The 19,663-nt window shown below is 43.0% G+C and carries 22 protein-coding genes and 2 pseudogenes; 16 read left to right on the forward strand and 8 right to left on the reverse strand.

The window, feature by feature from the left end; translation table 11 throughout:
• Positions 1–45 precede the first annotated feature (45 nt).
• The 12 genes and pseudogenes from NSQ83_RS07100 to NSQ83_RS07155 all read left to right on the forward strand — a co-directional run bounded on the left by NSQ83_RS07100 (position 46) and on the right by NSQ83_RS07155 (position 8,521).
• Positions 46–471 (forward strand): DUF2634 domain-containing protein, encoded by a 426-nt coding sequence (locus NSQ83_RS07100; RefSeq protein ID WP_033884957.1) that lies wholly within the window; start codon positions 46–48, stop codon positions 469–471.
• Positions 464–1,510: a baseplate J/gp47 family protein gene (locus NSQ83_RS07105; RefSeq protein ID WP_033884955.1), complete on the forward strand. Its 1,047-nt coding sequence runs from the start codon at positions 464–466 to the stop codon at positions 1,508–1,510. Before NSQ83_RS07100 ends, NSQ83_RS07105 begins: the two co-directional genes overlap by 8 nt.
• Positions 1,494–2,072, forward strand: a complete 579-nt coding sequence (locus NSQ83_RS07110; protein WP_015483131.1) for a YmfQ family protein — start codon at positions 1,494–1,496, stop codon at positions 2,070–2,072. The genes NSQ83_RS07105 and NSQ83_RS07110 overlap by 17 nt, the downstream gene beginning before the upstream one ends.
• Positions 2,069–2,341 (forward strand): hypothetical protein, encoded by a 273-nt coding sequence (locus NSQ83_RS07115; protein ID WP_038428829.1) that lies wholly within the window; start codon positions 2,069–2,071, stop codon positions 2,339–2,341. The genes NSQ83_RS07110 and NSQ83_RS07115 overlap by 4 nt, the downstream gene beginning before the upstream one ends.
• Positions 2,342–2,343: 2 nt before the next feature.
• Positions 2,344–2,607, forward strand: a pseudogene (locus NSQ83_RS07120) (terminase); the annotation flags it as partial.
• A 1,862-nt stretch (positions 2,608–4,469) separates the two neighbouring features.
• Positions 4,470–4,799, forward strand: a complete 330-nt coding sequence (locus NSQ83_RS07125; protein ID WP_198878712.1) for an XkdW family protein — start codon at positions 4,470–4,472, stop codon at positions 4,797–4,799.
• Complete coding sequence (locus tag NSQ83_RS07130) at positions 4,796–4,960, forward strand: XkdX family protein (protein ID WP_047182493.1); 165 nt, start codon at positions 4,796–4,798, stop codon at positions 4,958–4,960. The genes NSQ83_RS07125 and NSQ83_RS07130 overlap by 4 nt, the downstream gene beginning before the upstream one ends.
• A 46-nt stretch (positions 4,961–5,006) precedes the next feature.
• Complete coding sequence (gene xepA / locus NSQ83_RS07135; RefSeq protein ID WP_198878713.1) at positions 5,007–5,846, forward strand: phage-like element PBSX protein XepA; 840 nt, start codon at positions 5,007–5,009, stop codon at positions 5,844–5,846.
• A 52-nt stretch (positions 5,847–5,898) separates the two neighbouring features.
• The gene (locus NSQ83_RS07140) at positions 5,899–6,168 is read left to right on the forward strand and encodes a hemolysin XhlA family protein (protein ID WP_015252265.1); all 270 of its coding nucleotides are present in this window, start codon (positions 5,899–5,901) and stop codon (positions 6,166–6,168) included.
• A 12-nt stretch (positions 6,169–6,180) separates the two neighbouring features.
• Positions 6,181–6,444, forward strand: a complete 264-nt coding sequence (locus tag NSQ83_RS07145; protein ID WP_014479566.1) for a phage holin — start codon at positions 6,181–6,183, stop codon at positions 6,442–6,444.
• A 12-nt stretch (positions 6,445–6,456) separates the two neighbouring features.
• On the forward strand, positions 6,457–7,353 hold the full coding sequence (locus NSQ83_RS07150; protein WP_198878714.1) for an N-acetylmuramoyl-L-alanine amidase: 897 nt from the start codon (positions 6,457–6,459) through the stop codon (positions 7,351–7,353).
• Positions 7,354–7,429: 76 nt separating this feature from the next.
• Positions 7,430–8,521 carry an acyltransferase family protein gene (locus tag NSQ83_RS07155; protein WP_198878715.1) on the forward strand — a complete coding sequence of 364 codons (1,092 nt, stop codon included), beginning with the start codon at positions 7,430–7,432 and terminating at the stop codon, positions 8,519–8,521.
• On the opposite strand, the gene spoIISC is transcribed toward NSQ83_RS07155, so the two are convergent.
• From spoIISC to steT, 6 genes are all read right to left on the reverse strand, one after another.
• On the reverse strand, positions 8,518–8,670 hold the full coding sequence (gene spoIISC, locus NSQ83_RS07160; RefSeq protein WP_131228329.1) for a three component toxin-antitoxin-antitoxin system antitoxin SpoIISC: 153 nt from the start codon (positions 8,668–8,670) through the stop codon (positions 8,518–8,520). The genes NSQ83_RS07155 and spoIISC overlap by 4 nt on opposite strands.
• A gap of 85 nt (positions 8,671–8,755) precedes the next feature.
• On the reverse strand, positions 8,756–8,926 hold the full coding sequence (spoIISB, locus tag NSQ83_RS07165) for a three component toxin-antitoxin-antitoxin system antitoxin SpoIISB (protein ID WP_003232646.1): 171 nt from the start codon (positions 8,924–8,926) through the stop codon (positions 8,756–8,758).
• On the reverse strand, positions 8,926–9,672 hold the full coding sequence (spoIISA, locus tag NSQ83_RS07170) for a toxin-antitoxin-antitoxin system toxin SpoIISA (protein WP_089172519.1): 747 nt from the start codon (positions 9,670–9,672) through the stop codon (positions 8,926–8,928). The genes spoIISB and spoIISA overlap by 1 nt, the downstream gene beginning before the upstream one ends.
• Before the next feature lie 109 nt (positions 9,673–9,781).
• Complete coding sequence (locus NSQ83_RS07175) at positions 9,782–10,783, reverse strand: inorganic phosphate transporter (RefSeq protein WP_014479569.1); 1,002 nt, start codon at positions 10,781–10,783, stop codon at positions 9,782–9,784.
• A 12-nt stretch (positions 10,784–10,795) separates the two neighbouring features.
• Positions 10,796–11,413, reverse strand: coding sequence for a DUF47 domain-containing protein (locus tag NSQ83_RS07180; RefSeq protein ID WP_003218470.1), 618 nt, complete (start codon positions 11,411–11,413; stop codon positions 10,796–10,798).
• 275 nt (positions 11,414–11,688) lie between these two features.
• Positions 11,689–13,005, reverse strand: a complete 1,317-nt coding sequence (gene steT, locus NSQ83_RS07185; RefSeq protein WP_015252262.1) for a serine/threonine exchanger — start codon at positions 13,003–13,005, stop codon at positions 11,689–11,691.
• Between the two features lie 388 nt (positions 13,006–13,393).
• Between steT and NSQ83_RS07190 the strand changes: the two genes are divergently transcribed.
• From NSQ83_RS07190 to NSQ83_RS07205, 4 genes and pseudogenes are all read left to right on the forward strand, one after another.
• Complete coding sequence (locus NSQ83_RS07190; protein WP_003245086.1) at positions 13,394–14,344, forward strand: ring-cleaving dioxygenase; 951 nt, start codon at positions 13,394–13,396, stop codon at positions 14,342–14,344.
• Between the two features lie 108 nt (positions 14,345–14,452).
• Positions 14,453–14,548 (forward strand): annotated as a pseudogene (locus NSQ83_RS07195) (hypothetical protein); the annotation flags it as partial.
• Positions 14,549–14,560: 12 nt separating this feature from the next.
• Positions 14,561–16,729 (forward strand): glycosyltransferase family 39 protein, encoded by a 2,169-nt coding sequence (locus NSQ83_RS07200; RefSeq protein WP_198878802.1) that lies wholly within the window; start codon positions 14,561–14,563, stop codon positions 16,727–16,729.
• A gap of 11 nt (positions 16,730–16,740) precedes the next feature.
• Entirely contained in the window at positions 16,741–17,712 is a 972-nt protein-coding gene (locus tag NSQ83_RS07205) for a glycosyltransferase family 2 protein (protein WP_015715747.1), read from the forward strand.
• Positions 17,713–17,876: 164 nt separating this feature from the next.
• On the opposite strand, the gene NSQ83_RS07210 is transcribed toward NSQ83_RS07205, so the two are convergent.
• Both NSQ83_RS07210 and htrA read right to left on the reverse strand, forming a co-directional pair.
• Positions 17,877–18,071 (reverse strand): hypothetical protein, encoded by a 195-nt coding sequence (locus NSQ83_RS07210; protein ID WP_033884949.1) that lies wholly within the window; start codon positions 18,069–18,071, stop codon positions 17,877–17,879.
• 157 nt (positions 18,072–18,228) lie between these two features.
• Complete coding sequence (gene htrA, locus NSQ83_RS07215; protein ID WP_015252257.1) at positions 18,229–19,587, reverse strand: serine protease HtrA; 1,359 nt, start codon at positions 19,585–19,587, stop codon at positions 18,229–18,231.
• Positions 19,588–19,663 lie beyond the last annotated feature (76 nt).

A 19,663-nucleotide genomic window follows, 5' to 3' on the forward strand; every position in this document is an offset into this window, starting at 1 on the left:
CAGTACGAAGGGGTTTTTATTTAGCATGTAAAAGGAGTGGGCATCATGGCCCTGACACCAGAAGTGGAGTTTGAAGATATTGAAGATGAGAGCGAAATCATTGAAACCTCGCAAACGTACAAAATAGATTTTGAAAACGGAAGAATTACGAATGAGCTGATTACCGGGATTGAAGCGATCAGGCAGTTCGTGTATATCGCCTTACAGACAGAACGCTATGCGTATTCCATATACAGCCATAATGTCGGAAACGAGCTTCAGGACGTGCTGACAGATCATGAGACGACTGATGCGTATAAAAAGATGGAGATTCCGAGACTGATAGAAGAGGCGCTGGTTTATGATGACCGGATATCGGCTGTAACAGATTTTGAGATTGAAAAACAAGGCGACGCGTTTCATGTGTCCTTCGTGGTGGAGACGGATGAAGGAACGCTTGAGATTGAGGAGGTGATTGGCGAAGATGTTTGAAGATCAGACCTTTGAAAATATTATGGAGCGTATGCTGAACAGCATTTCCGCAGATATTGACACAAGAGAAGGCAGCGTCATTTATAATGCGTTAGCCCCGGCGGCGGCCGAGCTTGCGAAGTCTTATATATGGCTGGATACTGTGCTTGAGCTCGTTTTTTCTGATACCGCACAAGGCGAATTTTTAGACAGGCGTGCAGCGGAAGCGGGAATTGAAAGAACTGCCGCGACAAAGGCTGTCAGAGCGGGAGAGTTTACATCTGGAGTTACTATTCCTGTCGGCTCCCGCTTTTACGTGGATAATCTTTATTTTCAATATACGGCAGACGGGACGCTCATCTGTGAAACACCTGGTGAAGCAGGAAACGCCAATCTGACCGGACGCAATTTACTGTCATTGGATACCATTCCCGGTTTAGAAACGGCCATAGTCAAAGAAATCCTGATTCCGGGACGCGAGGAAGAGGGAGATGACAGCTTGCGAGAACGGTATTTTACAAGGGTTCGGCGTGAGGCCGTCAGTGCCAATAAAATGCATTATAAAGAGTGGGCTGAGGAAGTGGACGGTGTGGGAAAGGCAAAGATCTTCCCGCTTTGGAACGGTGAAGGCACGGTCAAAATTGTCGTCACCAATGCGAATCTTGAGCCCGCTTCTCCTATTTTAATTCAAAAAGTGAAAGATTATATCGACCCTGAACCAGGACAGGGAGAGGGACAGGCGCCAATCGGAGCCGTTGTCACAGTGGAGAGCGCGGTCTGGAAAGAAGTTGAGATTTCTGCCGAAGTGCTGCCTGAGATCAATCACTCAATTGATGAAGTGAAGTCAGAAATTGAGGAAGGCGTTTTAAATCTCTTTAAGAAAATGGCGTTTGAAGATAACGTCATCCGCCTTTCTCAAATTAACAATATCGTCTATAATTCACCGTCAGTCAGTGACTACTCCAATATTCAAATCAACGGCACGTCTGAAAATCTGGTGCTGAGCAACGTGGAAATTCCTAAGCTTGGGCAGGTGAAGATCATTGAGCAAACAAGATGACATGACAGCTTATCTGCCGCCGTTTCTCACCAGCCTTAAAGAAATGGCTGAGCTGCTGAAAGCGGAAGCGCCTGAGTTTGATAAACAAAATGACAGCATATTTGATCTGACGGATCAGTTATTCGTACCGACGGCGACTTGGGGGCTCAGCCGCTGGGAAAAAATTTTAAACGTCCCGCGGGAATCAGGCGACACTGATGAGATCAGACGATTGCGGCTCATTTCCAAAATGTCGAACATCCCGCCAATCACATACAGGGCCATTGAGCAGGCGGTAAACCGTTTCTTGAAAAACCCGTCTGCACAGGTCCGCCTGCTTCCCGGCGAATACCGATTTAACGTCGATATCAATGTTGATGACCTCCAGCACATGAATGAGCTGATCGAAGCGATAGAAAACATGAAGCCCGCTCATTTGGCGTATACGCTCAGAGGCGGATTGAACGAGACGCTGCAAATCAAAGACACAGTTATCCTGAATCATCGCAGATACCGAACAGCCAGTGAGCTCAAGGTCGGTTATTCTGTCACTCTTAACAATAATGAGGTGGTCTTAACTTGATTTCAACCATATACAGAGAACGCACAGCGGCTGATCTAAAAAGCAGAATCGATCACGTGCTGCTCAACGGCCAAAAAACAGAAATAGTAGATCTCACCATTGACGGTGCGACCGTCACCATTCTGACAAAACGTGAGGAAGACATCAAGCATATCGAAACGGTACAAATTTTTGACGAGCTGGGCAATGTGATCACAGAGAGAAAGACTGACCTGGACGTCAGCGAAAACAGAACACTTGATTTCAGATTTACTTTTGAGGTGGTGTAAACATGGCATACGAAGAAAAAACAGACTGGCTTCCGGACGACCCCATCAACGAAGATGACGTCAACCGCTGGGAAAAAGGCATAAAAGACGCCCACACAGACCTGGCCGCCCACAAAAACGACATGAACAACCCCCACAACACAACAAAGGCGCAAATCGGGCTGGGGAACGTAGATAATGTGCAGCAGGCGGCTAAGAAGGATTTTGACAAGCATGAGCAAGATCAGGTGCGGCATGTTACAGAGGAAGAGCGAGAGAAATGGAACAAAGGTCAATTATCTAAGATTACAAAAGATGATGGACAGCCTATGTTCAATATAACGAGTGATTTCCATACGGAACTGTTGAACTATCCTACATTGACTTATTTTTCTTATACTGGCACGCCTCTAAATTCACCAGGCGGCTCAGGAAGAGGATTTTGGACTTGCAGCGACAGCAAATTAAATGGTCATGTAATTGTGGTGACAAATGATAATAAAACTTTTCGTAAAACTCTCTTAAACGGTATCTGGTCAAATTGGGTTGAATTGGAGACGACAGAGGGCGCTCAAACAAAAGTGAACGCTCATGCAGACATTTCAGACATACATGTCACACAAGCAGAAAAAGACAAGTGGAATAACAGCCAGCTTTTTAAAATTACTGCAGACAACGGTCAAGGAAAACTATACTTAAGCGAAACAGATGATTTTCATAAAATTGTTCCACAGAACACTGGATTGGTTCATTTTGCTTCTGCACCAAATACACTAAACGGCCCCGGCACTTCAGTCAGGGGCATATGGACAATTAATGCGACTGGAAATTACGGGCAAATTATCGCTTTTGACAATACAAATAAAACGTATCGAAAGACGATCTCAGGAGGAGCCTGGTCAGATTGGGTTGAATTAGAGACAACAGCTGGGGCAGAGGAAAAGGTATCTAATCATGCTAAGGACTCAGCAATACACATTACATCTGTTGAGAGAAGTAAATGGAATGGAGCTCAGCTTACTAAAATAACAAGTGATATAGGAGGGGTGTCCATTGCAGCAAACGAAGGAGAGGACATTCTTCAAAAAATAATTGATCAAGGTAGAGGTATGGGCACATTTTATGCACATGGAAAAGCTGTAAACGCTCCATCCCCATTTTCAATAAGAGGAGTATTTCATTTGACTAGCCAATCAACTGAGGGGAAAGGTATGTTTGGTTGGGTCTTAGCTACCGATTACAGAAACAACGTTTTTACGAATTATTATGATGGAAGTACTGTTGCATGGCAAGGATGGAACAAGGTTGAAACTGAAACCAGCGCTCAGGCTAAAGCAGATAAAGCCTTAGCTGATGCTAAAAACTATGTTGACTCTAATTATACGAATAATAAATTAACAGTTCTTACAGGATCCAATGCAATTCAAGACGCTAGAACAAGCGGCAATGAGTATCCAGCTGGGCTGACTTTTATGGATATAGGAGCAAATAATACAACAGGATACCCTCTTACCTATGGTATTGTAAAAAATGAAAAACACAGTAATTATAGATTTACTCAGTATTTTTATGGAACTGGAAATGAATCTAGCTCCTACTTTGCCAACACAGGTTCTTGGATCCGCCATTGGTGGGCAGATTCAGGATGGACGGCATGGCAGAAAATTTCTGGATTTGCTCACGCGAATATTGGTACTACTGGAAAACAGTTGTTAATAAAAGGCGAGTCTCAAAAAGTTAATTACAATAGGAAAATAAAAGATAGCCATAATTGCTTCGACCCTACAAACAACCGTTTTATTGTACCAAATGACGGAATGTATTTAGTCAATGCTGGTATATATATAGAAAATTATCTAGAATATGCAAACTATGAAACTTCTATATATGTAAATGGGAGTAGATATAAAAACATCGCGCATTATAGAATAAGCCCTTCGAATCCCGAAGATAATACGAACATTAATATAGGTATATATGGGGCAGCAACAGTATCTGTCAACAAGGGAGACTATATTGAGATTTATTTATATGTCGGATATAACGGGCAGACACAACGCTATATCACAGATAGTTTAGGCTGGTATAACTATTTTGATATAACAGAAATTGGCGGCCGAAATTATCCTGCACGGTAGGAGGTGCAAAAATGATATTATACGACGCAATCATGTACAAATACCCTGACGCTGTGCCAAGAAAGGATTTTGAACTGAGGAATGACGGCAATGGTTCTTATATTGAAAAATGGAACCTGCGCTCGCCCATCCCAACACAAAAAGAACTCGAAACCTGGTGGGAAGAGCTGCAAAAAAACCCGCCGTACGAGCCGCCTGATCAGGTGGAGCTTCTCGCTCAAGAATTGTCACAAGAAAAGCTTGCACGCAAGCAGCTTGAAGAGCTGAACAAAACTTTGGGAAGCGAGCTGGCAGATATAAAGCTATCATTACTTTCCTTGAAAGGAGATCTTGCCGAATGAATTATTGGGTGCTAGCCCTTTATTATGAGTGGGCGACAACGGATATGGTGAAGCAGGCCTTAGCATATCAAGACTGTTCAATTGAGGATCTGGCAGAGGGTGTGAACAAAAAGCTGATCACAGCTGACCAGTATAAAGAAATTACCGGTAAAGCCATGTAGTAAGGCTTTTTTATTTTGCCTGTTTTTAGATCAAAGGAGGATGAAGATGGTGAAGTATCAATATGAATTTCCTCTCGATAGGACTGGAAAAGCCGGCGCTGTAAAGCCCTATCGAGGAGGAAAAAATGATTTTGTGACACCTGTTTCGAATTTGTCAGGCGTAGCGGAGATTTTAACAAATGCTTCCTTAAAGGCGACTGAGGCATACAGTCAGCTCGGGCAGGACAGGCTTGGCGCAGTTCTGATTTCGAAAGTGAAGGGCTGGGCGTATGCAGATCGTGAAGGTACGCTCTTTATAGAAGAAAGCGACAACAACAATGTTTGGACAACGACAGCAGCAGTTAATGTCGCAGCAGGTGTCCTGACAGCGACGGACTGGGTATACCTTTCTAAACGCTATTACCGTTTCCGCTATGTGAACGGGAATCTTCAGCAATCTGAGTTTGTATTATACCAATCAGTCGGTGCGGGTGAGATGGATGTGCGTGTCAATGGAAAAACGCCTTTACAGATTGACTTTGCGGAGAATCAAACACACGATGGACGGCTGAAAGTCGAGGCTCGCAAAACATTTGACTTTGTCTTTCATGAAAATGCAGAGTCCGCCGGAGAGGGTGCTTCTTTACCTGTTGACGGTGCCGCGCATTTACTCGTTGAAGTATATGGCACAGCGGAAATGAGCGAAGTCAAATTTTGGGGCAAATCGGTGTCAGGGCAGAAACTGCCGATCAGAGGCGTGAAAACTGATGATGCCACCTCTGCTTTGAGTACATTAGGAAAAGCTGAGGCATGGGCCTTCGATATTAAAGGGTTTAAGGAGGTCATTATGGAGATCGTCAGTATCACCGGCGGTACTCTCTCGGTAAAAGGGACCGCTGTTTCATAACAGTTTTGGCTCTCGGAAGGGAGGTGATCTGCATGTGAAGGAGGAGTGAATAATGCAGCAAGAGGCAGATGTGAATGTGTTTCAGCAGGACTTAGCAGACATAAAAGGTGAGCACAAAGCACTTGAGCAGAGGGTTTCCGCATTAGAACGCGTGTCTGACCGTCAAGACCAGCAAATCATGACGCTGAACGAAAAATTAAACAAAATTGAAGAAAACACCACGTGGATTAAACGCACCATCACAGGTGCCATCATTACAGCAGTGTCTACAGGCATCATTGGCGGAGCCATCGCTATTATGTACAGCCTGCTGCAGCATTAAAGGGGGATTTTCATGAACACGTTTGACAAGGGCACGGTCATCAGGACGGTGCTTCTTTTAATTGCTTTAATCAACCAGACCATGCTGATGCTCGGCAAATCACCATTGGACATTCAGGAGGAGCAGGTCAATCAGCTCGCTGACGCTCTTTATTCAGCCGGTTCCATCGCATTTACAATTGGAACGACACTTGCCGCTTGGTTTAAAAACAACTATATAACAGAAAAAGGGAAAAAACAGCGCGACTTGTTAAGGGACAATAATCTGACGAAATAAGGAGAGATGAAAATGGTTAACATTATTCAAGACTTTATTCCGGTTGGCGCAAATAACCGTCCAGGCTACGCAATGACGCCGCTTTACATTACGGTGCACAATACAGCGAATACCGCAGTAGGGGCAGATGCTGCAGCGCATGCCCGCTATTTGAAAAATCCTGATACGACGACAAGCTGGCATTTTACAGTTGATGATACAGAAATTTATCAGCATCTGCCTTTGAATGAAAACGGCTGGCATGCGGGAGATGGAAATGGCAGCGGCAACCGGGCTTCTATCGGAATTGAAATTTGCGAAAATGCTGATGGAGATTTTGCAAAAGCAACAGCAAATGCCCAGTGGCTCATCAAAACATTAATGGCTGAACATAATATCAGTCTAGCCAATGTCGTCCCTCATAAGTATTGGTCAGGGAAGGAATGTCCGCGAAAATTGTTAGATACGTGGGATTCGTTCAAAGCAGGAATTGGGGGAGGCGGCAGCCAAACTTACGTCGTGAAACAGGGCGACACACTTACATCTATAGCGAGAGCATTTGGTGTTACGGTTGCTCAGCTGCAAGAGTGGAACAATATCGAAGACCCGAATCTTATTCGCGTTGGTCAAGTATTAATTGTAAGTGCTTCATCGTCCGCTGAAGAACCCGAGCTCTATCCGCTCCCTGATGGTATCATTCAATTGACAACACCATATACCTCAGGAGAACACGTCTTTCAGGTGCAACGAGCACTTGCGGCTCTGTATTTTTACCCTGATAAAGGCGCTGTTAACAACGGGATTGACGGCGTTTACGGACCGAAAACAGCTGACGCAGTTGCCCGTTTTCAGTCTGTTAACGGTCTAACTGCTGACGGTATCTATGGGCCTGCGACTAGGGAGAAAATCCGTGCCTTATTAGTTATGTAGAAAGAAAACATTGACATCTTCAGCTAGTAAAACCATACTGAATATGACGAATTTTGTATTTATGGGTGGTCTTACTGTGCAAAAAGATATTAAATTAAATAATGTCAAAGGTGTATTGATATTTCTGGTTGTATTTGCCCATTTGCTGGGTGTTAGTAAAAGCGGGCTGGAAAATATGATTGAATTCATTTATTCATTCCATATGCCTGCTTTTATTTTTTTAAATGGTTATTTTTCCAAAAGGCCATCAATCAAAAAAGTTATTAATCTCATTCTGTTATATGTTATTTTTCAAACCTTTTACTGTGTGTACCGTTACTACGCAGGTAACTTTTCTGTGATTCAATTTACTTATGGAAGACCGCATACTCATTTGTGGTATATTGTCAGTCTCTGCAGCTGGTATGCATTAGCTATCATTCTCAAGAAAATAAACGGCAGAAATGTCATAAAATCGACATTGTTGATTTTATTGCTGGTTGCAAGCTTTTTTTCCAGGTTTTACGCAGATGAGATAATAGAATTTATCAAAATATACTATAGCAATATGCATACACAAACGCTTTCTATATTAAGGACTTTTGTTTTTCTTCCATTTTTCTTGGCTGGTTTTTATTGTTCAAGAGATCTGATGAGTAAAATATATAGTTCATTAGACAAATTTAAGTTTAAATTGTTTTCCACTTTAGCTGTCTCTGCATTGATATTCATCATATTAGACTTTCATCATGATAAATTTGATCAGCTGTTTTTTGGTTTTCTTGGCTATCAAAAATTCCATATAGAGAATCACAGTTATACTGCTATTGTATTCTTTCATTATTCCTTAGCAGTGTTAGGCATTTTCTTATTATTAAATGCAGTTGGTGCTGGCAAAAACAAATTAACCCAATGGGGAGAACACTCACTAGCGATCTTTTTATTTCATATGATCTTTGTCTTCCCGTTATTTACGCATAACAGCTGGTTAAATGAGCAAAACCCTGATACTCGATTAGTATTATGTTTTACGATGGCATTAGGAGTAACGTCTATTTTGGGATCGCGAGCATTTAACAGAATTGTGAAATATATAATCCATCCAATGAAGTATTTAGAAATCATGTACGCAAAGCTTTTTAATGAAACAGATAAAAATGATGAATATAAAAAGCGACATATTGTTTAATTGTCGCTTTTTTTTGTTCGTTTTTTTAGCTGCTTCATTACCATGGCACTGCGCTCCCTCACCCGAAGCGAGTACCCGGAAAGCCCAAACCTTCCGTAATCAACAAACTTCACACGCCTCACCAATTTTTTCACTGTATCACCTGACATTATCCTCTGTTTGTATTTATTATATGTAACCCTTTAAGAAAAGGAATAAGGACAAGAGCTGTTTTCCCTTGTCCTTTTAGTGTGATCATGCTTTTTTTCGTTTATACTCGTCAATCAGCCGTTCGTTTTCTTTGAAGATTCTTGCTGTATGCGGACTGACTTGATAGCTTGCGACACTGGTGGTTGAACGTTTTTTCAGGATTTTAAACGGCTTCGCCGCTCTGGGCTCGCATCTGTTTTGAAACGCACGTTCCATTATCCTTCACCTTCCTCCTCAATTGGCAGCACCAAATCATATATGCTCGTTAATGACGTAAATAGCAAATAATCAAATTCCGTGACAATGCTGTCAGACGTCAGCTTGATGACATAGTTCTGTGTCTCGATGGTAAAGGGGATGAGAACCACTTTTCCGTATTGGTCGTAATAAACATCCTTTCGATCGAGCCGTGTTTGTACATCTGCCGGATCATCCATATGCTCGGTTAACCGGTCTTTATCAGCCTGTGTCGAATAGTGGCAAAGAGAAGCCGTTAAGTTCATTTTATCAGCATAGGTTTTCAGCAGCTTATCAATACCTTCAGCATAAGCATCTATACTTCCATAATAAACATGGATCGGTTCGTTTTTCAATAGGTATTGGTATGTTTTCAGCCGATTGAGGTACATGTGGAGCATTTCGTTGTTTTCTTCAAGAATTTCTCTTGTGTCTGTTTCAAGCTCGCTGCCGGCCAGTTTTTTGACGTATGCACTTAAGAAGATAAAAGCATCAATCAAAGCAAAACTGACTGCGACAATGAGATACCGTTCCCAGTGGGTAAATAGGGAAGTGGGCTCATATGTCCAGTATACCATAGCGCCCAGAACAAACAGCAAATACCAAGTTTTCCGGATGGCGAACATTTTTTCTTTGACCTTCGCTTCGAAACGCCACGTGGCATACACGTATAACCCCAGTCCGGCCACGATGCACCAGACCATGATCTGAAAGAATAAAACCATATTCGAATCCCTCACATCTGAAATAGGTTCTGCTTATTGTATTCGAGAGATCCGGATGGTTTTCCTGTTCGATCAAAAAAACCGCTCCTTTGACAGAAGCGGTGTGACATTAAAATATCATATTTAAAATAAAGTAGGCGATGGCACCAAGTGTCGCTGAAATCGGAAGCGTGATGACCCATGTAATGAGCATTCGCTTGGCCGTACCCCAGTTTACGCCTTTTACGCGGTGGGACGCACCGACGCCAAGAATTGATGAAGAAATGACGTGGGTTGTACTGACCGGCAAATGAATAAACGTGGCGCCGAAAATAATGGCTGCTCCGGTTAAGTCAGCGGAAACACCGTTTACCGGACGGATTTTCATGATCTTTCCGCCAACGGTTTTGATGATTTTCCAGCCGCCGATTGATGTTCCGAGACCCATGGCTGTCGCGCAGGCGAATTGCACCCAGGTAGGAATATCATTAGCAGAAGTATGTAAATTCGCTGTGATGAGAGCCATTGTGATAATTCCCATTGCTTTTTGCGCATCGTTTGTTCCGTGTGTATACGATTGCAGGGCAGCTGTTACAATCTGCACTCTGCGGAATTGCTTATTCGTTTTCGCCAAGTTGCTGTCTTTGAAAATCAGCTTAACGATGCTATAAAGAATAAAACCAAGGACAAAGGCAATAATTGGTGATAGGATCAGTGCTTCAATGATTTTAATGAAGCCCTTATAGTTTAACGCTGCAAATCCGGCTGCCGCAATGGCTGCACCGGCAATAGCGCCGATGATGGCATGGGATGAGCTGCTTGGGATACCGTAGTACCATGTGATAAGGTTCCAGGCAATTGCAGCGAGTAGCGCAGCCAAAATGACAACAGAGCCATTTTCCAGCGTATAAGGATCTACGATGTCTTTCGTAATGGTTTTGGCAACACCTGTAAACGTCATTGCTCCGATAAAGTTCATCACAGCCGCCAATATAATGGCATGGCGCGGTTTCAACGCTTTTGTTGATACTGAAGTCGCAATTGCGTTTGCCGTATCATGAAACCCGTTGATGAAATCAAACGCCAGAGCACAAATGACTATTAGTATCGTTAATATTAATAGAATATCCATTTTTACCCCTCGTTACGCGTTTTTCATAATGATGGTTTCAAGATTATTGGCAACACTTTGACAAGAGTCGGCGATTTCTTCAAGCGTTTCGTAAATTTCACGATATTGAATGACTTTGATTGGGTCTGTTTCATTTCCGAAAAGATTCTTTAATGATTTTCTGTGCAAGTTGTCACAGCTGTGCTCATACTCTTTAATTTTGATTGCGTGAGGCTGAATATCCTTTAAGCGATTTTCTGCCAGCAGCTCGATCGTAATCAAAATCTCTTTCGCACATTCTCTGATGTATCCGCTGAATTTATCGATATGCTCGTCTGATGAAGTAATTGAGAAAATCTCCATCATGGCTGAGAAATGTTCGATTCCGTCAAGCACATCATCCAAGCTGTTTGTCAGCTGAAGGATATCTTCGCGCTCAATAGGAGTGATGAACGCTTTGTTAAGCTCTTTAATCATGACATGAACATGATTGTCACCTTTTGTTTCATATTCCTTTAACGTATCTGCAAATTCTTTAAGAGTCGTTTGGTTAGTGACCTTAAAATTCACAAAATATTCTGCAGTTTCGTCTATGTTCTTTGCAATTTCTGTTAAAAGGAGTGAGAACTTATCTTTTTTTCTTCTTATCATTAAAAACCCTCCATAGTTTGAATGAACAATGCACACATCAAATTATTATATAGCCTTTTGTCGAAAAAAAACAGGTAAAGTCGAAAAAAACGTATCTTGACTTTTTTGATAAATCGTGTCTCCTTATTTTGACCTACTTCGCTTTAAAAAAACGACCCAAGTTTGCAAAAACTTTCTGCTTAACGTAAAAAGTATATCAAAAGTTGTGTTTTTCCTGTCAACTTTTATCTTCTGTTTCACCAAAAAACGGTTCCCTAAACAAGGGAACCGTTTTATCAGCTTGCTTTTCGTTTTTTCATCCCGTAATAGACAGGCAGCCCGGCAAGGCCGATGAGGATGGATAATCCGCAGCTCATTGTATCTGTAATGAGTGTGCTGCCTAGCACAAAGAAGGAGCCCGCGATTGCCAGAATTGGCATAAATGGATAAAGCGGAACACTGTAGGCGCGCTTTTTTCCCTTTGCTCGCTTGCGGAGAATAAACACTGCAAAAAAGGCCATCACATAAAAAATGTAGATCATGAAAATAGAGATTTCTGAGAGCTTATCAGGGTTGCTGATCAGCATCATAATCAAAGCCAAAGCAATTTGAAAAGAAATCGCAATCCATGGTGTGCGGAACGACGGGTGTACATGTGACAGTTTTTCAGCAAATGGAAGCTGTTTGCGTTCCGCCATTGCAAATGAAACACGCGGGAAAGAAAGCACCTTTCCATTTAAGCACCCAAAGATGCTGACGATAATCCCTACACTGATCAGCTTTCCGCCAATTGACCCGAACAGCATGGTTGCCGCGGTGCTTGTCGCATTTTCACCAAGCGTGACAATTTCGTTCGCTGACAGGATGTGGAGCAATGCAAAATTAATGAAAATATAGATCGCTGTTACAATTAATAATCCGCCCGTCATAGCGCGTGGAAGCAGCTTTTCGGGATTTTTCATTTCTCCGCCGAGAGCGGCAAGGAGAATCCATCCGTCATAAGCAAACAACGTAGCTAAAATAGCCGCCCCGAAGTTCATATCGGAAATGCTTTCGTTTACTGCTGTGAAGATGTGCTGATCGCCTTTCCAAAGGCCAAAGATGATGATGCAGGCAATCGGAATCAGTTTTCCGATCGTTGTCAGCGTTTGGACAAAACCGCCATATTTTGTACCGATAATATTAATGACGCATAAAAAGAGAACTGCTATGATTCCAATGACTTTTGATAGTCCAGATCCCCAGCCGAAAAGATTCGCCATTAAAGATCCAAAATATAAACCCAGCGCGCCGATAATCGCCGGACCGTAAATGATAATCTGCACCCAGCCGCACAAAAATCCCCAAAACTCGCCGTACACTTCTTCAAGGTACGTATAAAGCCCGCCGGTTTTTGGAATCTGCGTTCCGATTTCCGCGATTGTCAAACCGCCCGCCAGTGTTAAAATACCGCCTAGCAGCCAGGCGAAAAGCGCCGTTTTTGAATCACCTGAATAAGCAAGCACAGCGCCGGGCTTCATAAAAACACCAGAACCGATAATGGTTCCGATGACAAGAGTAAGGGCAAACAAGAGGCCTATCTCTTTTTTCAAACCGTTGTCTTCAGTATGCATGTCCTTAACCTCCTATGATGTTGAAGCTTCATGTTGAAGAATCTATTTTTTCATATTGTAAACCCTATTTTAGAAAAGTGAAATAAAATAAATTTTCTGATTTTCGAAATTTGCTTTGGGTACAGTAGATAAAACTGTGGAAACACCTGTTTTAACGATCTATAAACGAATAAAATTCATGATTTTTATTTACAAAGTTCGTGTTTTCTGTATTAGGATTTTAGCCGGTACAGAGGGGAGGTGAGAATTCAGAAAATGAACGAACCTTCGGTGAAGCTGATATGTTGACTTTCTCATGCGAATAAAATACTTTGTTATTAGAACAATAAATATACAATTATGATATGATATCTCGAAATCGAGATAAAATAACCTGGAGGGACAGCATATGAAAGTTAACGGCATTCACCACGTATCGGCATTAACGGCCGACGCACAAAAAAACTTGGATTTCTATAAGAAAGTACTAGGATTAAAGCTAGTCAAAAAATCCGTCAATCAGGATGAACCGACAATGTACCATCTGTTCTACGGAGATGAAGTGGCAAACCCGGGAACTGAGCTGACGTTTTTCGAGATTCCCCGCATTGCACCGTTTCATGCGGGAACAAACAGTATTTCTTCTATTGGATTGCGCGTTCCAGGCACAGAAGCCCTGCATTACTGGAAAGAACGTTTTGAAGAGCAGCAAGTAACGCACAGCGGCATCTCCAAAAGAGCCGGACGTGACATATTGGCATTTCAAGATCATGAAGGGCAGCGACTTGTGCTGACTGCTGATGAGGAAGGAAAAGGATATGGCCTGCCTGTTAAACAGAGCGGCATTCCGGAAGAATTTTCGTTTCGCGGGTTAGGGCCGGTTGAACTGACTGTGCCATATGCTGAACCAACTTTACACGTATTGACGAATATTCTTGGATTTACAGAAATCAGCCGTGAACCAGTCGAAGGGCAAGGAACCGCCGTTATTCTGGAATCAGGAGAAGGCGGTGCTGCAACGGAAATCCATTTAATAGAAAGAAACGATCTTCCGCGCGAGCGTCAAGGCAAAGGGAGTGTTCACCACGTCGCATTTCGGGTAAGAGATGAAGAAGAACTTGCCGGGTGGCACCGGATCATCAGCCGCGAAGGCTTTAGCAATTCAGGCATAGTTGAGCGCTACTATTTCAAGGCGCTGTATTTCAGAGAACCGAACGGCATTTTGTTCGAGTTATCAACAGACGGACCGGGCTTTATGGTAGATGAAAATCTTGATGAGCTTGGCCAAACGATCGCTCTTCCGCCATATCTTGAGCATCGAAGAGCTGAAATTGAAGCGAAATTGAAACCGATCCAATAAATTGTGATTCATTTGCCCTCCGGCGCGCCGGAGGGCTTTTTTATTTTGGGAAAACGCATCGCAGATTACGATTTGGAGAAAGGGCTTGAAACCAGCTGTATATAGGATGATTGGCATGAAATGGCCTCGGCAAAAATATTGTCTTTGTTTATTAATAGTTTATTCATATTTGCTTGTTACACTATTTCCAAGTTAGCCAAAAGGAGTGAAAAACACGTGGAAAAGAAAAAACGCGAGCTGGATATTTTCCTCATCCTCATTTTGCTCGCATCTGCATTCTTAAATATCTATAACATCTGGAATGATGATACGGTGAATCCTTATTACACCGCTGCAGTCACAAGTATGATGCAAAGCTTTCATAATTTTTTCTATGCCTCATTCGACGCGGCGGGGTTTATAACGGTTGATAAACCGCCTATTACGTTCCAGATACAAACCATCAGCGCACTTATATTCGGTATGCACGGCTGGAGCGTCATCCTGCCTCAGGCACTTGCTGGTGTAGGTTCTGTCCTTTTAATGTATCTGTTAATAAAACCGACATTCGGTAAGACAGCAGCAAGAATTGCCTCTTTCATCATGGCATGTACACCGATTGCTGTAGCTGTAGCACGTACAAACAATGTTGATGCATTACTGGTATTTTTCTTATTGCTTGCTACATGGCTTCTCTTTAAAGCGATCAGAAAAGGAAAGCTGATCTGGCTGTTAGCAGCATTTTTGGTTGTTGGAGTAGGTTTCAATACAAAAATGCTGCAGGCTTACATGATTTTGCCGGCTTTCTTATTGTTCTATCTGATTGCGGCAAACGCCACAATCAAGAAAAAAATCGTTTCATTGGTAAGTGCGTTAGCCGTATTAGCAGCCGTTTCGTTATCGTGGCCGCTCATTGTCGACAATATCCCTGCAAGCAAGCGGCCTTATATCGGAAGCAGCCAAACCAACTCTGTTTTGGAATTGGCTTTCGGCTATAACGGAATCCAGCGGCTGACAGGCCAAAATTCAGGCGGCGGCCAGGGTGCGCCAAACAAAGACGCTTCAAAAGAAATGTCTTCTTCTGATAACACTCAAGCACCGCCTAATCAGTCATCAGGCAGCAGCTCATCAAGCGATGGTAAATCCTCAAATGGCAATATGACGGTACCTCCATCCAATGGCCAAATGCCAAGCGGAGGAGAAATGCCAAGCGGCGGTCAAGGAGGCCCTCCAAGCGGCGGAGATGGCGGCCAAGGCGGACCTGGCGGAGACGGAGGGAAAGGCGGTACAGGAACCGGTTCGAAAATGCAATCAGGTTCAGGGATGTTTGGAACGGGAACACCTGGTCCATTGCGGCTTTTCCAACAAGAGTTATCTGATCAAATCAGCTGGCTTCTGCCATTTGCGATATTTGGAATCGCAGGCTTACTGATCGCTGGCGCAAGAGAAAGAAGAAGATTATCTATAGAGCAGAAGGAAACGGTGTTCTGGGTTGCGTGGCTTGTACCGATTGCCGGATTCTTCAGTGTCGCAGAATTTTTCCATCATTATTATCTCATCATGCTGGCACCGCCGATTGCGGCTTTTGTTGGTGCGGGATGGGTTGCCCTTGTTCATCTGTATCGCAATCAGACAGGCTGGAAAGCATGGCTTTTGCCAGGAGCAATTATTGCGACAACTGGATTTGAATTGTTTATTCTCAGAAACTACAACGATCAAATCGGTGTTGGATGGAGTATCGGGGTAGGTGTTATCGGCGTGTTGTCAGCGATTGCTTTGCTGCTGTTTAAACAGCGCCAAAAACCGTTCAGTTATTATGTTTCACTTGCAGCTCTCCTCGCATTGCTGGTGATGCCGATTTATTGGGCAAGTACGCCACTTCTGTACGGAGGCAACAGCTCACTGCCTGAAACAGGCCCTCAGCTCGCATCAATGAGCGGAAAAGGCATGGGAATGTCTGATGCGACTGTAAATGAAAAACTGATCAAATATCTAGAGGAGAATAACTCCGGAGCTGAATACCTATTCGCCACAACCGATTCGAACACAGCGGCACCATATATCATTAAAACGAAAAAAGCTGTCATGGCTATTGGCGGATACAGCGGTTCTGACCCGGCGATCACACTGACTCAATTCAAAAAACTTGTAAAAGAAGGAAAAGTGAAATACTTCTTGGCTTCTGGAATGGGAAGAGGCGGAAACAATGACATTGTTGAATGGGTTGAAAAAAATGGAAAAGAAGTAGCATCAGAAAAATGGCAATCAAGTTCTGATCAAAAAACAGAAAATACTGATTCGGCTGATACATCAAGCAGCAAGGCTTCAGGTGAAAACGTCAAAATGGGCGGACCTGGCGGAATGAATCAGTCAGCAACATTATACGAATTACATGCTGATGAATAGGAGGCAAAAACATGAGCAGACATATTCAATATTCAATTGTTGTACCTGTGTATAATGAAGAGCTTGTCATTCATGAAACCTATCAGCGCTTAAAAGAGGTCATGGATCAAACGAAGGAAAACTACGAGCTGCTTTTTGTCAACGATGGCAGCAAAGACCGCAGTATTGAGATTTTAAGAGAGCACAGCCTGATCGATCCGAGAGTGAAAATTATTGATTTTTCAAGGAATTTTGGACACCAGATCGCCATTACGGCGGGTATGGATTATGCACAGGGGAATGCAATCGTCGTCATTGACGCCGATTTGCAGGACCCTCCTGAACTGATTTTAGATATGATTGAAAAGTGGAAGGAAGGCTATGAGGTCGTGTACGCCGTGCGGACTAAACGAAAAGGGGAAACCTTTTTCAAAAAACAAACCGCGGCTATGTTTTACCGGCTTCTCAGCGGTATGACAGATATTGATATCCCGATTGATACGGGGGATTTTCGTCTCATGGACAGAAAAGTCTGTGATGAAATGAAGAGATTAAAAGAAAAAAATCCATTTGTCAGAGGGCTAGTCAGCTGGGTGGGCTTTAAACAGACAGCGGTCGAGTATGTACGTGATGAAAGGCTTGCCGGAGAAACAAAGTACCCGCTCAAGAAAATGCTGAAGCTGTCAATGGACGGCATCACGACATTTTCACATAAACCGCTGAAGCTGGCAAGCTATGCGGGGATTTTAATGTCAGGTGCTGGATTTCTGTATATGTTTATCGTGCTGTATCTGAAGCTATTCACAGACAGCACGATTACCGGCTGGTCATCACTTATTGTGATCCAGCTCCTGTTCAGCGGCATTGTCCTTCTGATTTTGGGCGTGATCGGCGAATATATCGGCAGAATCTACGATGAAGCCAAAGACAGGCCGCTTTACATCGTCCAAAAATCGTATGGAATTGAAAATAAAAGACTCTATAGAGACCAGCATATGTCATAACCTCAAACCCCCTGTCCGTAACGGACAGGGGGTTTTTATGCTCTGAGCCCGATCTAAAGCAAAAGATGCTGATAGATATATGGAAATTGGGTAAAGAAGAGATTGTGAGCTTGTACTGCGGTTCAGTCATGCCGAAATAAAAACAGCAAAACTTAAAGATTTCGTCATCGGCTTTGCTGCATGTCAGCTGTTAGATTGGGGGCTTTTAAGAAACGCATGATTAGAGCCGTACCAGTTATGTTTAATAGAATACTGGTACCCAATACAATTCCCCACGTCAACGTCGATTCAGAGAGAAGAAAGCTCAGTAAAAGAAAAGCCAATCCTGCGCAGATCATACTCAGTCCCACGGTTTTCATGTTCATGCCTCCTAGCAAACGATGTTTCTAGCATCTGATGTGAATGATGTCAATCTGTATGATATACGGATATCTCGTCAGAAAGTTTCATAGAGCAATTAGGTCTTTTATCTAATAAAAAGCCTCAGACCGCTTTTACGGCCTGAGGCATTATGTCTTACGAAGTTTTCTCTTCTTTTTGATCAAGTTTAATTTTTTTCGTCATTTCTTTGCCGTTTCGGAGAATTTTCACTTCAACGGTATCACCGATCTTTGCGTCTTTATATAAGATATTGCGCAATTCACTGCCTGTATCAATTTCTTTACCTTTTAGGCCGATGATAATATCCTCCGCTTTTAATCCGGCCTTTTCAGCAGGAGAGCCTGAAGCGACCTCACGGATGTAAACACCTTTATTCAGCTGGCTGCCGAACAGGCCGAGTGTGCCTTCTTGGTAATTTTGCGGCACTTGTTCCAGATCAAGCATGCTGACACCGATATATGGACGTTCAATTTGGCCTTTAGACAGCAGTTCTTCAGCAATCGGTTTTACGTCATTGCTTGGAATGGCAAATCCGATACCCTCAACATCATCCTCACTGATTTTCATACTGTTAATGCCGACAATTTTGCCGTCTGTATTTAACAAAGGACCGCCGCTGTTACCTGGATTAATTGCTGCGTCTGTCTGAATGACGTTAATGCTCGTTTCGCCGGCTGATGTAGACATTGAAACCGTTCTGTCCACGCCGCTTACAATTCCTTGTGTTACTGTGCGGGACAGGTCTTTTCCAAGCGGATCCCCAATCGCAATAACGGTCTCGCCTGTTCTAAGATCAGATGAATCACCGAAGTTTGCCACTTTTGTGACGTGGTCATCACTGATTTGGAGGACGGCTAAATCAGTTAACGAGTCACTGCCTACCAGCTTTGCAGTAACCTCAGTGCCGTCATATAAAGATACCTTCAGTGATGATGCCCCTTCTACGACGTGGTTATTTGTAATGATATAAGCCTTGCCATTCTCTTTTTTGAAAATGACACCTGACCCTGAACCGCTTTCTGTATCTTCGCTGGAATCAGAAGAACTAGAGCCGAACAAAGAGCTGTTTGATTGTGCCTGAAGATTTGTAATACCGACAATCGCTGGTGAAAGGTCTTCTACCATATCTGAGATTTTAGAAGAGTCCTCGCTCTTGAATGCAGATGAGCTGCTTGAGCTTGATGAGCTTTTTTTAGATTCAGAGGAGGTGCTTGTTGCTGTAACAGATTGCGTTTGCTGCTGGCTGGATGATTGTTTTGCAGTGTCCTGAGAATCATGGTCGCCAAGCGGTGTAAACGTGTAAATGCCAAGGGCAAGACTGCCGCCGATTACTCCGCCAAGCAACGGTCTGAACCATCCGAATCCTCGTTTTTTCTTCTCCTGATCATGAATGACATTGCGGGCCGAGTAGGAGGTGCTCTGATCGTTCTCTTTCGTTAAAAAGACCTCATTCTCATTACCTTTCGTTCTGTTTTCATCACGATAGTTATCCATCATGTTCACTCCGTTTCTCTATTTTCACATGTCTATTTATATTGATAGGTTTATGACTTGAGTTTATCATAAACAA

Origin of the sequence: Bacillus sp. PS217 (assembly GCF_037963535.1) — a bacterium.
Lineage (GTDB): Bacteria > Bacillota > Bacilli > Bacillales > Bacillaceae > Bacillus > Bacillus subtilis.